This is a genomic window from Neobacillus dielmonensis, assembly GCF_000612665.1.
Taxonomy (GTDB): domain Bacteria; phylum Bacillota; class Bacilli; order Bacillales; family Cytobacillaceae; genus Neobacillus; species Neobacillus dielmonensis.
On the sequence record NZ_HG942053.1, the window covers coordinates 27,406 to 41,500 of the forward strand.

General features: G+C 39.9%; 16 protein-coding genes. All 16 read right to left on the reverse strand.

Annotated elements, in window-relative coordinates; all coding sequences use genetic code 11:
* Positions 1-222 precede the first annotated feature (222 nt).
* The 16 genes from lysA to spoIIM all read right to left on the reverse strand — a co-directional run bounded on the left by lysA (position 223) and on the right by spoIIM (position 14,049).
* Positions 223-1,530, reverse strand: a complete 1,308-nt coding sequence (gene lysA, locus BN2425_RS09195) for a diaminopimelate decarboxylase (RefSeq protein WP_042458034.1) — start codon at positions 1,528-1,530, stop codon at positions 223-225.
* Positions 1,531-1,692: 162 nt separating this feature from the next.
* Complete coding sequence (locus BN2425_RS09200) at positions 1,693-3,177, reverse strand: spore germination protein (RefSeq protein ID WP_042458037.1); 1,485 nt, start codon at positions 3,175-3,177, stop codon at positions 1,693-1,695.
* The gene (locus BN2425_RS09205) at positions 3,134-3,739 is read right to left on the reverse strand and encodes a stage V sporulation protein AE (protein WP_042458040.1); all 606 of its coding nucleotides are present in this window, start codon (positions 3,737-3,739) and stop codon (positions 3,134-3,136) included. Before BN2425_RS09205 ends, BN2425_RS09200 begins: the two co-directional genes overlap by 44 nt.
* Before the next feature lie 27 nt (positions 3,740-3,766).
* A complete protein-coding gene (locus BN2425_RS09210; RefSeq protein WP_042458118.1) occupies positions 3,767-4,189 on the reverse strand; it encodes a stage V sporulation protein AB in 423 nt (140 codons plus the stop codon).
* Positions 4,179-4,799 carry a stage V sporulation protein AA gene (locus BN2425_RS09215; RefSeq protein ID WP_042458121.1) on the reverse strand — a complete coding sequence of 207 codons (621 nt, stop codon included), beginning with the start codon at positions 4,797-4,799 and terminating at the stop codon, positions 4,179-4,181. Before BN2425_RS09215 ends, BN2425_RS09210 begins: the two co-directional genes overlap by 11 nt.
* A gap of 128 nt (positions 4,800-4,927) precedes the next feature.
* Positions 4,928-5,686 carry an RNA polymerase sporulation sigma factor SigF gene (gene sigF, locus BN2425_RS09220; RefSeq protein WP_042458043.1) on the reverse strand — a complete coding sequence of 253 codons (759 nt, stop codon included), beginning with the start codon at positions 5,684-5,686 and terminating at the stop codon, positions 4,928-4,930.
* Positions 5,687-5,698: 12 nt separating this feature from the next.
* Complete coding sequence (spoIIAB, locus tag BN2425_RS09225) at positions 5,699-6,139, reverse strand: anti-sigma F factor (protein ID WP_042458046.1); 441 nt, start codon at positions 6,137-6,139, stop codon at positions 5,699-5,701.
* A complete protein-coding gene (spoIIAA, locus tag BN2425_RS09230) occupies positions 6,140-6,490 on the reverse strand; it encodes an anti-sigma F factor antagonist (RefSeq protein WP_042458049.1) in 351 nt (116 codons plus the stop codon).
* A 120-nt stretch (positions 6,491-6,610) separates the two neighbouring features.
* Positions 6,611-7,783, reverse strand: coding sequence for a D-alanyl-D-alanine carboxypeptidase family protein (locus tag BN2425_RS09235; protein ID WP_042458052.1), 1,173 nt, complete (start codon positions 7,781-7,783; stop codon positions 6,611-6,613).
* Between the two features lie 147 nt (positions 7,784-7,930).
* Positions 7,931-9,235 (reverse strand): pyrimidine-nucleoside phosphorylase, encoded by a 1,305-nt coding sequence (locus BN2425_RS09240; protein WP_042458056.1) that lies wholly within the window; start codon positions 9,233-9,235, stop codon positions 7,931-7,933.
* 30 nt (positions 9,236-9,265) lie between these two features.
* Positions 9,266-10,084, reverse strand: a complete 819-nt coding sequence (locus tag BN2425_RS09245; RefSeq protein WP_042458059.1) for a purine-nucleoside phosphorylase — start codon at positions 10,082-10,084, stop codon at positions 9,266-9,268.
* Positions 10,085-10,129: 45 nt separating this feature from the next.
* Positions 10,130-11,314: a phosphopentomutase gene (deoB, locus tag BN2425_RS09250; protein ID WP_042458060.1), complete on the reverse strand. Its 1,185-nt coding sequence runs from the start codon at positions 11,312-11,314 to the stop codon at positions 10,130-10,132.
* A gap of 222 nt (positions 11,315-11,536) precedes the next feature.
* Positions 11,537-12,433 (reverse strand): site-specific tyrosine recombinase XerD, encoded by an 897-nt coding sequence (gene xerD, locus BN2425_RS09255; RefSeq protein ID WP_042458063.1) that lies wholly within the window; start codon positions 12,431-12,433, stop codon positions 11,537-11,539.
* A gap of 8 nt (positions 12,434-12,441) precedes the next feature.
* Positions 12,442-12,669: a YqzK family protein gene (locus tag BN2425_RS09260; protein ID WP_042458065.1), complete on the reverse strand. Its 228-nt coding sequence runs from the start codon at positions 12,667-12,669 to the stop codon at positions 12,442-12,444.
* 140 nt (positions 12,670-12,809) lie between these two features.
* Positions 12,810-13,274: a ferric iron uptake transcriptional regulator gene (gene fur, locus BN2425_RS09265; protein WP_042458067.1), complete on the reverse strand. Its 465-nt coding sequence runs from the start codon at positions 13,272-13,274 to the stop codon at positions 12,810-12,812.
* Between the two features lie 130 nt (positions 13,275-13,404).
* Positions 13,405-14,049 (reverse strand): stage II sporulation protein M, encoded by a 645-nt coding sequence (gene spoIIM / locus BN2425_RS09270; protein ID WP_042458070.1) that lies wholly within the window; start codon positions 14,047-14,049, stop codon positions 13,405-13,407.
* Positions 14,050-14,095 lie beyond the last annotated feature (46 nt).

The window sequence follows — 14,095 nt, forward strand, 5'->3', positions numbered from 1 at the left end:
ATCCTGTTGATTGAGCGGAAGGCGCGAAGACTCCTGCGGGATGTATAGGTCTCGGGAGACACAACAGGCGCAAGCCCGAGGAGGCTCCCGAAACCTCCCCGCGGAAAGCGAAGCGCCTGAAGCGCAAATCAACAGGCCCAATTGAACTAGCCAAAAAATATATAAAAGGGGACTATCCAAAGTCAGTTACCTGACTTTTTGGACAGCCCCTTTTCTAGTTGTCTATTTTAAAGGCAAGTCTAGTCTTAACAAATCCTCATATGATTCCCGCTTAACAACCAAGCTAGCTTTTCCATTTTCAACAAAAACGACAGGTGGTCTTGGTATGCGGTTATAATTATTCGCCATCGAATAACCATAAGCTCCTGTACAAAATACCGCGAGAATATCCTCATCTTCTGACTCAGGCAGGGGAAGGTCCCAAATCAGCATGTCCCCCGATTCACAGCATTTTCCAGCTATTGAAACCGTTTCTTTTGCCTGCGCTAATGGTTTATTAGCAAGAACGGCTTCATATTTTGCTTGGTAAAGTGCTGGGCGGATATTATCGCTCATACCTCCGTCTACCGCTAAATATCTTCTGACACCTGGTACATCCTTTGAGGACCCTGTCTTGTACAATGTAACACCCGCATCCCCTACAAGGGAACGGCCCGGTTCAATCCAAATTTCCGGCATGGTCAAGTCGTATTGTTCATTCAAAGATTTTACCTCTTTAATGATCTCACTTACATACTGAGAGGGGGCGATTGGCTCATCCTCCTTTGTGTAGCGAATGCCAAAGCCACCACCTAAATTTAATACCTGAGTTTGAAATGCATATTTGTTTTTCCATTCTGCCAGCTTTTCAACAATCTTTTGAGCTGCCAACAAAAAGCCAGTAGTTTCAAATATCTGTGACCCTATATGGCAATGCAGCCCAAGTACATGAAAATAGGGATATTCCAAAGCTTCAGTCAATGCCTGTTCTGCTTGTCCGTTTTGGAGATCAAAACCAAATTTAGAATCTTCTTGCCCAGTTAATATATAATCATGGGTATGTGCTTCAATTCCAGGTGTTACTCTTAGCAGTACATTAATTTCCTTGGGCTGCTTTTCGGTACAAATGGATTTTAACAGTTCAATTTCATAAAAATTATCAATCACAATGCAGCCAATTCCATTATCAATCGCCATTTCTAATTCTTGGCGACTTTTATTATTACCATGAAAATGAATTTTCTCTGCCGGGAAACCGGCCTTTAAAGCTGTGAATAATTCTCCCCCAGAAACGACATCTAATGATAATCCTTCTTCCTCAGCCAGCTGAACCATGGCAACAGTTGAAAATGCCTTACTGGCGTATGCCACCTGAGCCTTTACGTTTTGTTCTTCAAATGTCAGTTTAAATCCTCGGGCTCTCTCTCTAATTAGTGCCACATCATAAACATACAAGGGCGTTCCAAACGATTCAGCCAACTCTACCGCATCTACTCCGCCGATTTCTAGATGGCCTTTTTTATTGACTCCGGTTGTTCCGTAAAAATACATGTCCTTCCCTCTCTCCGTAACGACTCAATACAGTTTATGTAAACAATCGTAAAAGATATAAACAAATAGACAGAATCCGCAAAAGAGACTGCCTATTTTAATTATTCTCTCATCCTTTATTCAATTAAAATTTACTTTAGCATAATTAATGGCAATACGCAATTATTTCTGGTTTCCTTTAGGAGGCTGGCGGTATAAATTTCTCGGATGGACAATGCTCGGCCTTAGATAAGCCCCTGGGATTGCCCGTCGAACTATAATCTGCATAAACCCTTTAGGTTCAAAAGGAAGGAATGGCCATAGATACGGTGTATTCAATGCCCGCATATGGACCAAGTAAATAAACAAAAGCGTTGTGCCAATAACGAATCCAGGGGCATGAAAAATGGCCGTGACGATCATCAATAGCATTCTGGCAATTTTATTGGCAACACTTAACTCATAACTTGGTGTTGTAAACGTCCCTATCCCTGCAACCGCTACGTATAAAATGACTTCCGGCACGAACAAACCAACATCAATGGCGATTTGTCCGATTAACACCGCTGCAATTAAACCCATGGCTGTCGATAAAGGAGTTGGAGTGTGAATCGCAGCAATACGCAAAAACTCTATCCCGAAATCAGCTAAAAACAATTGGACAATAATCGGAATATGTGTTTTGTCATTTGGTCCAATAAACGATAGTCTATCGGGCAATAGTGATGGCTCTAATACCACCAACAGCCAGAATGGCAGGAGGAATATCGAGGTCAAGACCCCCAAAAAGCGCGCCCAACGGACGAATGTCCCCATTGCAGGTGATTCCCTGAATTCCTCCGCATGCTGAACATGGTGAAAATAAGTAGTAGGAGTAATAATAACGCTTGGCGATGTATCACAATAAATGACTACGTGACCCTCTAAAATGTGGGCCGCCGCCACATCTGCCCTTTCCGTATATCGGACAATGGGAAACGGATTCCATCCCTGCTTTACAATAAACTCTTCTATCGTCTTATCCGCCATTGGGATACCATCTGTTTGAATGGCCAATATTTCTTTTCTTAAAATGTTAAGTAAGTTGGGATCCGCTACATCCTCCAGGTAGCCTAGTGCTACATCTGTTTTTGATCTTTTTCCTACCTTGAGCATTTCAAAGCGGAGCCGCTCATCGCGAATTCGTCTCCTTGTGAGTGCTGTATTCAAAATGATGTTTTCAACAAATCCATCTCGAGCTCCCCTGACCACTTTTTCCGTGTCCGGCTCTTGAGGTGAGCGCCCCGGATAGCTTCTTACATCTACAACAAGGGCATAACCTCCACCTTCCATGACTACAGCTATCAACCCGGAAAGCACTTTATCGACGACCTGGTCTAATTCCTTTACTCTTTCTACAGATTGATTAACTAAACGATTTTCGATGATTCCAAATAGATTCGTTGATAGCTTTTCATGATCATTGATTTGAACTAGTTCCTCAATCAATTCAATGACAAAACGAGTATCACACAATCCATTAACAAAATAGATATGTACATCTTTTTTGAGAACCTTTAACTTCCTGACTCCAAAATCAAAACTGATTCCCAGTCCAACCCTTTGTTTCATGTAGTTTTCGATTTCATTCACCGATTCCGGGATCGGCCATTTCGTCGTTTCTGTCATAAAAACCACTCCTTTCCAGGATGAGCTGTACAGCCTTTTCCGTAATTGGCGAGCCAATTTTATAGGAATCGTGCCTTGCCATCTTCCCGATATCCCCTATCCCGACTTTAATCGGTACGTCCAGCTCATCAAGACAATAAACCGTATCGCCATAGATCCTCCCCATTTCTATATCTGGGACACCAAATTTATCGACTCCATATGGGGTTAGATTCCCGTCCCTGTCAATACTGACATCCACTCTTGACCATTCTTCATGCCTCGACTTTGCTGCAACAGCTAGGACCCCTAACACCTCAATATCTTTATGGCTGGCAACGTACTTTAATGCTGACTCCCCCTGGCCTTCTCCAACGATACCACTGTCATCGAACATGACCAAGACAGGATCATGGTCTGCCTCTTTAATTAACTCCACCAGTTCTGGACCTGTCTTTAAAGAGGGATTGCCTTGCGATGCAGAAATACATCTGCCGCCCATTTTTACGGCCACACCTTCAAGTGTCCTTTTCGTATGTTCATCGCCATCTGTTACTAGAATGACACGTCTTTTGGAAGTCATATCTTAATCCTTTCCTAAAGGAATCCTTTACTGATGTCCAAAGTAAACCCATTGAAAGATAGAACCAAAAATTTTCCCTAAAACGATTGCCATAATTAAAATCACAATTTTCCCATCAAGATGAATTCGTTTGGCTAGAATCGGGAATACATTTACAGCCTCTGTCAAGCCGGCAGCCAGCATTCCCACAAAGACTCCACCAGTTAGTCCGAGAAAAATCAATAAAAACCCGGGCAATCCTAATGTTGGGTCCCTTAAATCCGCTATGACACCAGCGAGTGCTCCAATGACTACAGCCCACTCATAATGGTGAATCATTTTCATGGTTTTGGATAATTGCATCAGTCTTGGGATAATCCCAAGTACAGTGAGAAATGCCACATAGCCTGCTCCCACTGACAGCCCACTTGCAAACCCTAAAAATAAAATCATCAGGATTTTAATCGTCATGAACATGTTTCATACTTTCTTTATTTTCATGAAGGATGACGTAATTATCCAAATCCATCTGATAATTGAACATTTCTACCTCGAGCGGACTGGGCTCGTCGTTAATTCTTTTCTTAAATACATGGTTAAAAAATAAAATCATCCCAAGACCTAGTCCAACCGAATAAGGTATTTGAAACAACAAAGGCCTTGTATCTTTCTTTCCGGTAATAATGGTATAGATTTTTTCTTGAACACTGCCCATACTGACATCATCATGGAAATTCATCAGCGTCATGGCTGAACCAAAAAACAAGAGAAACCATATTAAAAGAAAAAAAGGAATAGAGGCTCCTTTTTTCTTCGTAACCACTTCAATTATCGTTTGCGCCGGTCCAATGGTTTGAACCTCAAATTCTCCCAATACTTCTGTAATTCTTTGTATCACCTTCATTACATCAATTATCACAATATTCCCATCCGCCGCTGTTAATTGATGGATAATAAGATTTTCAATCTTCTTAAGAACGGGTTCGGGAGCGATAATTTGGGCCGCATCCTTTAATATAACATTTTCATTTGGAGAAATATGTAAACGGTGCCGCATGCGGATGTAGATTGTTTTTTCCAAAACACTCACTTCCCACATTTGTTTTCTTCTTAATATCTTCTAGTATGCTTTATTGAGCAAAAAACATGTATAGGAATAAATTAGAGTCAACCGATCCGGCTTTGTTGACACAAAAAAAGACCAATGGACTATAAATCCATTCGGTCTTTCATTTGTTGAAGAATCTTTTTTTCCAGCCTTGATACTTGAACTTGAGAAATTCCAAGTCTCAAGGCAACCTCTGACTGGGTTTGATCTTTGTAATACCTTAAATACACAATTAGTCTTTCACGCTCATCCAATTCGCTTATTGCTTCCTTCAAGGCAATCTTATCAAACCATTTCCCCTCATTACCATCATCAATCTGATCTAATAATGTAATCGGGTCCCCATCATTTTCATACACCGTTTCATGGATGGATGAAGGTGTGCGACTTGCTTCCTGAGCTAAGATTACATCCTCTACAGGAAGTTCAAGATACTCTGAAATCTCATTGACAGTAGGAATTCGCCCAAGTGTCTTTGATAATTCGTCTTTGGCTTTACGAATTCTATTCCCCATTTCCTTAAGAGATCTGCTTACCTTTACCGTTCCATCGTCTCTAATAAATCGCTGGATTTCACCAATGATCATTGGGACAGCGTATGTGGAAAATTTAACATCATATGATAAATCAAACTTATCAACTGATTTTAATAACCCGATACAGCCTATTTGAAAGAGGTCATCCGGGTCATAGCCTCGATTAAGAAACCGCTGAACAACAGACCAGACAAGACGCATATTTTTCTCCACAATGGTATCTCTTGCTTCTTGGTCTCCTTCTTGGCTTCTTTGGATGAGTTCTTTGACTTCATGATCTTTTAAATATGTTTGATTTTTATCGTTTTTGACTTCCACATCCATTGGCAAGTCTCCTTAATTGCAAAGCATTTTGCGGGATTTTAAAGATTTGCGTAGTTTCACTTCTGTTCCGCTGCCTGGCTGCGAATGAATCTCGATCTCATCCATAAAATTTTCCATGATGGTAAATCCCATTCCGGACCTTTCTAACTCCGGTTTTGTCGTAAATAATGGCTGACGAGCTTCCTCCACATTTACAATTCCTAATCCATTGTCCCTTATCGTTAAATCAATAACATTTTCTTCAATGGTGACAGAAATATAAACAATTCCTGATGGGTCATTTTCATATCCATGTATAATCGCATTGGTAACAGCTTCTGATACCACTGTTTTAATCTCTGTTAACTCATCCATCGTTGGGTCAAGCTGTGCAATAAATGCTGCGACAGTGACACGGGCAAACGATTCATTTTGGCTCAATGCGCTGAATTGAAGATTCATTTCATTCTTCATTTAGGCCACCCCCAATCTTTGCAAAGCAAATTCCTCTGTCGGTTCCATTTTAATTATTTTAAATAAACCTGACATGTCAAATAATCTTTGCAAACTTGGGGATATGGCACAAACGACCATTTCACCGTGCACTTGTTTAATTTGTTTATATCTTCCAAGAATCACGCCTAAACCAGAGCTATCCATGAAGGTTAGCTGTTCCAGATTCAAGACAATATGGCGAATTTCATTTCTTTCAATTAAATCTGACGCCTTCTCACGTAGTTCATCTGCAGTATGATGATCTAATTCACCGCCAAGACGAATGCATAAGACATCATGTCTAGTTTCAAAATCAATGGTTAGACTCACTATCTTTAGTCCTCCTTAATCTGGTATAGTGAGTCAATTCGCTTCAAGCATGAACATTTCCTTCTTGGTATACAAAACTAGTTGTTTTTCGCTAAAACAAGAGGAATCCCGACATCATGTTTATTTACCTGCTTTGGTAAACATTCCGAATGAACGTTTATAAAGTGTCCACCAGCTGGCTTCTTTTACGTTCTTATTAGCTACAAGGGGACTTTCAAGTACCACCTTGCCTTCTTTAATTAACTGAATCGTTCCTACTTGATCTCCTTTTTTGATTGGAGCCTTTAGATTCTTGTGGAAAACAACCTTTTGTTTCACATTTTCCGTTTTTTCGCCTTTTTTAGTAAGCATGGACAAAGATTCACTTGTTACAGCTTGTACAATTTTTTCTTGCCCCTTGCTAACCTTAACCTGACCTATTGGTTGGTTCCGTTTATAAACAGGATGGGTTTGATAATGATTAAAGGCATAATCAAGCAACTTAGTCACTTGCGCATTTCTTTCTTTCGAAGTGGGTGCTCCGAACACAACGGCGATAACCCGCATCCCATCTTTTTCGGCTGTAGCTGTTAAACAATATTTGGCTTCTGCTGTGAATCCAGTTTTTAATCCATCAACCCCTGGGTAAAAGCGAACAAGTTTGTTAGTATTGACCAGCCAAAACTTCTTATCCGTATTTTCGCGAAGGTAAGATTCATACATGCCCGTAAACTTCGTAATATCTTCATACTTTAATAGTTCTTTTGCCATAATGGCCATGTCGTTCGCTGTGCTGTAATGTCCAGTCTCTGGCAGGCCTGTTGGGTTTTTAAAAAATGTGTGCTTTAGCCCAAGTTCTTTCGCCTTTGCATTCATCATGTCAACGAAGGCTTCCTCCGACCCAGCAATTCTTTCTGCCATGGCAACAGAAGCATCATTACCGGAGCCGATTGCAATACCTCGCATCATTTCTTTGGTGGTCATTTCTTCACCGGGTTCAAGGAAAATCTGCGACCCCCCCATTGAAGCTGCATGCTCACTTGTGCGGACTTTTTCATTCCAACTGAGCTTTCCCTTGTCAATGGCTTCCATGATCAGTAACATGGTCATTATTTTGGTCATACTAGCTGGAGGCAGTTCTTCATTGGCATTTTGTTCAAACAATACTTTTCCTGTATCTCTTTCAATTAAAATGGCTGCTCTAACATCTGTAACAATATCTGAACTTTTCTTTTCTTCCGCTGCTAATGCAGAAGGAACCGCTAAACTGGCAAACATGGTTAGACTTACCATTAAAAAGACCAATCGTTTCATTCGCATAACCCTCCATTCTTTATGGATACCAGTTTTTCCAATTAAAACAACTTTATACAGCAATTTCCTGATATAAGCATAAAAATTGGGTGGCAGATATCTTGTTGAATTTCAACAGAATATCTGACACCCATTACATCATAATTATTAGTTGGTTATTGCCTCATGGATTAAGATTAGCGGTTCCACCTTTGAATCAGCAATCTTAATATTTTCATACAATTTTTGTTTTACTTCACTGACGTCATCAAAATTACTATAAATTGTCACTAAAGATTCCCCTTGCTTCACTTGGTCCCCAATTTTCTTTCGTAAAACAAGGCCTACTGCTAAATCGATATCCGAATCTTTTGTTGCTCTACCTGCCCCAAGCAGCATGGCTGCTGTTCCAACTTCGTTGGCAGTAATTTCAGAAACATAACCGTCCTGTTTTGCTTCTAATTCGTAGGTGTACTTGGCTTGTGGCAGTTTAGACGGATCATCTACAACTGTTGCATCTCCTCCTTGAGAACTTAAGAAAACCTTGAATTTTTCAAGAGCGGAGCCATTTTCAATGGCTTTCTCAAGCAAGGCCCTTGCCTCTTGAAGGGTTTTTGCTTTTTCTGCTAGGAGGACCATATAACTTCCAAGCGTTAAACAAAGCTCGGTTAAATCTTCAGGACCCTCGCCTTTAAGAGTATCAATTGCCTCATTCACTTCGAGCGCATTGCCGATTGCATATCCCAGCGGCTGGCTCATATCCGAAATAATCGCCATTGTCTTTCGACCCACATTATTGCCGATTCGAACCATTGCTTTAGCAAGTTCACGCGAATCTTCCAGAGTTTTCATAAAAGCCCCTGCACCTGTTTTTACATCCAGGACAATTGCGTCGGCACCGGCGGCAATTTTTTTACTCATAATGGAACTTGCAATCAGCGGAATGCTTTCCACTGTTCCAGTTACATCCCTTAGAGCATATAGCTTTTTATCTGCCGGAGTTAAATTTCCACTTTGACCAATGACCGCTAGCTTATTTTTATTGACTAGTTCAATAAACTCTTCGTTGTCTAGTTCCACATGAAAGCCATTAACTGATTCTAATTTGTCTATAGTTCCTCCAGTGTGGCCTAACCCCCGTCCAGACATTTTTGCTACTGGGACGCCAACAGAGGCAACAAGCGGGCCCAGCACAAGGGTGGTCGTATCGCCAACACCTCCAGTAGAATGTTTATCTACCTTAATCCCATTTATTTGTGATAAATCAATTTGGTCACCTGAATTCACCATCGCCAACGTTAAATCGGCCCTCTCTTGTTCCGACATGCCGCGGAAAACGATTGCCATGGTTAAGGCACTCATTTGATAATCAGGGATGGAGCCCTCTGTATAACCTTTAATAATAAAATTAATTTCTTCGGTTGTAAGTTCATGACCGTCGCGTTTTTTTTCAATTAAATCAACCATTCTCATTCGACTCACCACTTTGCCATCACATTTTATTTAAGCTAAAGCTTTTACAATTTCCTTAATATAGGCAAGAAAATTTGCTTTTACTTTTTCCGTTGTTTCAATTACTTCATCATGAGTAAGCGGCTGATCTAATATCCCAGCAGCCATATTAGAAATGCAGGATATGCCGAGCACCTTCATTCCACTGTGGCGGGCAACAATGACCTCAGGAACGGTTGACATTCCAACAGCGTCACCGCCTAGCACACGAATCATTCGAATTTCTGCCGGCGTCTCATAAACTGGGCCAGGGTTTCCGAAGTAGACACCTTCTTTAACATTTATTTGTAATTGGGCGGCAATTTCTTTTGCTAATTTCCGCAAATCCTTGTTATAAGCCTCCGTTAAATCGGGGAATCGTACGCCAAACTGCGTATCATTTGGACCTATCAGGGGATTAGTTCCCATATTATTTATATGATCAGAAATAATCATTAAGTCACCTGGTGTGAAGCTCTCATTCACACCCCCGGCAGCATTGGTTACAATCAATGTTTCAATGCCAATCTGTTTCATAACCCTTACCGGAAAAGTGACTTTTTCCATACTATATCCTTCATAAAAATGAAAACGGCCTTGCATCGCTACTACTTCCACACCATTTATATTTCCAAATACAAGCTGACCGGCATGCCCTTCCACTGTAGAAACTGGGAAATCTGGAATTTCCTTGTATGGTATTTTTACTGCCTGTTCAATTTCATCTGCCAATACCCCTAGACCTGATCCTAAAATAAGACCGATTTTTGGAGTCTTATCATACTTTTTCTTTAAAAATTGAACAGCATTTTGGATGCTTTCAAAACTCATTCTTCCGCCCCTTTTCTTATAAAATCATTAGATAGTTTATCAGTTTTAACTTAATTCTTTTAAGAAACTTTTTCCGTAATTTGGCATCTTCACTTTGAAGTTATCGGCAACGGTAGCACCAACATCTGCAAATGTCTCTCTAAGAGGAAGTTCTTTACCACCTTGCATAGTTTTGGAATAGATAAGTAATGGAACATATTCACGGGTATGATCGGTTCCTGGTGCAATCGGGTCATTTCCGTGGTCGGCAGTGATGATGAGCAAATCATCCGAGTTCATTTTGTTAAACACTTCAGGAAGTCTGGCATCATATTCTTCTAGTGCCTTGCCATACCCTTCCGGATCACGGCGATGTCCAAAAAGTGCATCAAAATCAACAAGATTTAAAAAGCTAATACCGGTAAAATCCATATCAAGTGTTTCCACCAGCTTATCCATTCCATCCATGTTGGAAACTGTCCGCAATGACTTGGTTACCCCTTCTCCATCATAGATATCGGATATTTTTCCAATCGCAATGACATCCAAGCCAGCATCCTTTAGTTCACTCATGACAGTGCGGTCAAATGGTTTTAATGCATAGTCATGGCGGTTAGGTGTTCGTTTAAAATTGCCTGGCTCACCAACAAACGGGCGGGCAATAACCCTTCCAACCATATATTTTTCATTCAGCGTTAATTCCCTGGCAATTTTGCAAATTTTATAAAGCTCTTCTAACGGAACAATTTCCTCATGTGCAGCAATTTGAAGAACGGAATCTGCTGATGTATAAACAATGATAGCTCCTGTTTTCATATGTTCTTCACCAAGCTCATCCAGGATGGCTGTTCCACTTGCCGGCTTATTTCCAATCACTTTACGGCCTGTTTTAGTTTCAAGCTCGGTAATAAGTTCCTCCGGAAATCCATTTGGGAATACTTGAAAAGGAGTTTGAATATTCAAACCCATAATTTCCCAATGCCCAGTCATCGTATCTTTACCATTGGAAGCTTCTTGCATTTTCGTGTAATAGGCAAGCGGCTGATCTGCTTTTTCGATCCCTTTCAATTCACGAATATTGCTTAAACCCAGCTTTCCCATATTTGGCATATTGAGCCCATTCATTCTTTCAGAGATATGTCCTAATGTATCTGCACCCTTGTCACCAAATCTTTCTGCATCCGGTGCTTCTCCAATTCCTACTGAGTCCATGACAATAATAAAAATCCGTTTATATGTATTCTCAGCCATTTTTGACTCCTCCTTTAATCTTGTTATTGTTAACGGTTTCAAATGGTAGAAAAAACGATATGAGGATAGGTTTCCCTTTTAAAGTAGTATTAATCAACAATATTGGTCAGAAGTCTGACATCTATATTTTACTAAACACTACTCAAAATACAAGGAAAAAGCTGCCCTTTTTAGACAGCTTTTTGAAACTTATGTGAATTTTTCTATAAAACAATGACTCTATCAAGCTCGCGGATGAAATTTGTTATAAACATCTTTAAGCCGCATTTTTGTCACTTGGGCATAAATTTGTGTTGTCGAGATATCTGCGTGGCCCAGCATTTCTTGGACCGCTCTTAAATCTGCGCCATTTTCAATTAAATGTGCAGCAAAAGAATGCCGCAGTACATGAGGGGTCAACTTCTTGTCAATTCCTGCTTCACGGGTTAGTCCTTTTAAGATTTTCCAAAATCCCTGCCTTGTTAATCTGTTTCCATGATGATTTAGGAATAATGCCATTTCTGAGCTGTTGTTGACCGTAACAAAATGCGGCCTGCCCTCTTCAAGATAATGTTTAACTGCATCTGAGGCGGCACGGCCAATAGGGATTATTCTTTCTTTTCCACCTTTTCCCACACACCGGACAAACCCCATAGTCAAATTAACATGTTCCACGTCCAAACCAATAAGCTCACTCACCCTGATACCAGTCGCGTAAAGAAGCTCCAGCATGGCTTTATCCCGCTTACCATAGTGATCGATTAATTTTGGTGTATTTAAAAGTAGTTCTACTTCTTGATGGCTTAACACTTGCGGCATGGTTCTCTCAACTTTTGGCGGTTCTATTTCAACTGACGGATCATGGTCAACTGTATGATTTCGCAATAGAAATTGATGAAAAGCCCTTATGGAAGCAATGTGCCTGGCAATTGTTTTCGCCGATTTTCCTTCTTCCTTTAACATGACTAGAAAGTGTCCAATATGTATACGCTGCACTGCATTTAATACCGGGAGCAATTCAACCTTACGTAAAAAATGTATATAACTCTTTAAATCCCGCTCATATGATAATATCGTATTTTTAGCCAACTGTTTTTCCACAGTTAGATAATAGATAAAATTGTGTAAGTACTCTTCCATTGTTATTATTACTCCCCATTTAAATAGAAGAATATCAGCCGATCAAATAAGGAAGAACGTTGTTGATCAACGGCGTTTGAAACCTTTACCGCAGCCCCTTCCGGTTCATCGTAGCGATGATAGTTCTGATATTCTTCCGTTACCCACATGATACCATAATAAAATAGCACTGTGCATCCGGTGAAAATGATAAATACTTTTAATGTTTGCAGGATTGCTTTAAAAAAAGAGAACATGCTTATTCCCCCATATTTCCAATATTCACTAATTAAAGGTATGCCTATTTGTACAAGTTTTATACCTATGATTGAAGATTGGAAGGAATAAATATGTTTTAAAATAGAAAAAGCCCTTTTCTCAAAAGGACCAATCTCTATTATTCTGCTTTTTCTTCTTCCTTATGTTTATCTTGGCAGCGATGACAGATACCATGGAAAGTAAGGCGATGGTCTTTGATCTTAAAATTCCATCTCCGTTCGACAATCGCTTCCACGTCTTCTAATAAATCTTCCTGAATTTCATCTACTGCACCACATTCGATGCATACTAGGTGGTGGTGAAAGTGAGCGGCTCCTTCCTGCCGCAGGTCGTAGCGGGATACTCCGTCACCAAAATTTATTTTATCCACAATTTTTAATTCGGTTAATAATTCTAATGTCCGATAAACAGTTGCCAATCCGATTTCTGGCGATTTTTCTTTTACGAGGAGGTACACATCTTCTGCACTTAAATGATCCTCTTCATTTTCCAGCAAAACTTTAACTGTTGCCTCACGTTGAGGTGTCAGTTTATAGCTTGCTGAATGCAACAATTTCTTTATTCTTTCAATTCTAGTTTCCATCCGAAGTCCCTCCCTCGCCACTGTTAGTTCTCATTATAACAGATGACATTGGAGATTCAAAATAAAATTATTATAAACAACAATTTATAATTATTTTTATATAATAATCATTATAATATACTTATTACACTTAAAGATTTATGCTGCCGATGATTGTCTTCATCAACCATGGTGATAAGTATGCCTCAAGGCCCGAAGCCGCTGAGATAAATATAACTGCTGCAAACAGGGCAAAAATATATCCTTTAAAAAATGGCAGGATCGGTTCTGAGAATTTCTTAACAAATTGTCTTTTAATCATTCTCATTGAGAAAATGACTGAAAAGGCTGCCATGATAATAAAAACAGGAATAATAATCACATTTTGAGGCAGGATGGAAACAAATGCAAGGGCAAACCCTTTCCACCCCATTTGGCTGACAAGAAAACCCACTGTAAAGCCAACCACCATTCCTTTGACAAATAAGAGTATTAGAATAATTGGCAGTCCAATAATAGAAATTCCAAGTACCCATATTAATCCAATGAATTTACTATTATGAAAAAAACTCTGCAGGAACAAATCAACACTCCCTGCCGTTTTCCCATCCGAAACTTGTCCAAAGAACTGGGATAAATAGTAGAAAAGGTCTTCTTTCTGAGTAAAGCTCATACTGTTGACGACAATCGCCCCAAATATGACTCCCATAAAAAATAGGACGACAACAAACAAAAATATTGAGGAATGCTCACGAAGATAACTGGCGGCATTGGACTGGTACAAACGTTTTTTCATACGCGTTTCCTCCCTAAATTGGTTCAGTTAGTAAAGTCTATGCCGC

What these genes read in the sequence shown, in the direction of transcription:
- deoB (WP_042458060.1), bottom strand. Translation starts at nt 11,314, where the DNA reads ATGGCTGAGAATACATATAAACGGATTTTTATTATTGTCATGGACTCA.
- BN2425_RS09205 (WP_042458040.1), bottom strand. Translation starts at nt 3,739, where the DNA reads ATGACTTCCAAAAGACGTGTCATTCTAGTAACAGATGGCGATGAACAT.
- sigF (WP_042458043.1), bottom strand. Translation starts at nt 5,686, where the DNA reads ATGGATGTGGAAGTCAAAAACGATAAAAATCAAACATATTTAAAAGAT.
- xerD (WP_042458063.1), bottom strand. Translation starts at nt 12,433, where the DNA reads ATGGAAGAGTACTTACACAATTTTATCTATTATCTAACTGTGGAAAAA.
- BN2425_RS09260 (WP_042458065.1), bottom strand. Translation starts at nt 12,669, where the DNA reads ATGTTCTCTTTTTTTAAAGCAATCCTGCAAACATTAAAAGTATTTATC.
- BN2425_RS09235 (WP_042458052.1), bottom strand. Translation starts at nt 7,783, where the DNA reads ATGAAACGATTGGTCTTTTTAATGGTAAGTCTAACCATGTTTGCCAGT.
- BN2425_RS09240 (WP_042458056.1), bottom strand. Translation starts at nt 9,235, where the DNA reads ATGAGAATGGTTGATTTAATTGAAAAAAAACGCGACGGTCATGAACTT.
- fur (WP_042458067.1), bottom strand. Translation starts at nt 13,274, where the DNA reads ATGGAAACTAGAATTGAAAGAATAAAGAAATTGTTGCATTCAGCAAGC.
- BN2425_RS09200 (WP_042458037.1), bottom strand. Translation starts at nt 3,177, where the DNA reads ATGACAGAAACGACGAAATGGCCGATCCCGGAATCGGTGAATGAAATC.
- lysA (WP_042458034.1), bottom strand. Translation starts at nt 1,530, where the DNA reads ATGTATTTTTACGGAACAACCGGAGTCAATAAAAAAGGCCATCTAGAA.
- spoIIAB (WP_042458046.1), bottom strand. Translation starts at nt 6,139, where the DNA reads ATGAAGAATGAAATGAATCTTCAATTCAGCGCATTGAGCCAAAATGAA.
- BN2425_RS09210 (WP_042458118.1), bottom strand. Translation starts at nt 4,189, where the DNA reads ATGACGATTAAAATCCTGATGATTTTATTTTTAGGGTTTGCAAGTGGG.
- BN2425_RS09245 (WP_042458059.1), bottom strand. Translation starts at nt 10,084, where the DNA reads ATGAGTTTTGAAAGCATCCAAAATGCTGTTCAATTTTTAAAGAAAAAG.
- spoIIM (WP_042458070.1), bottom strand. Translation starts at nt 14,049, where the DNA reads ATGAAAAAACGTTTGTACCAGTCCAATGCCGCCAGTTATCTTCGTGAG.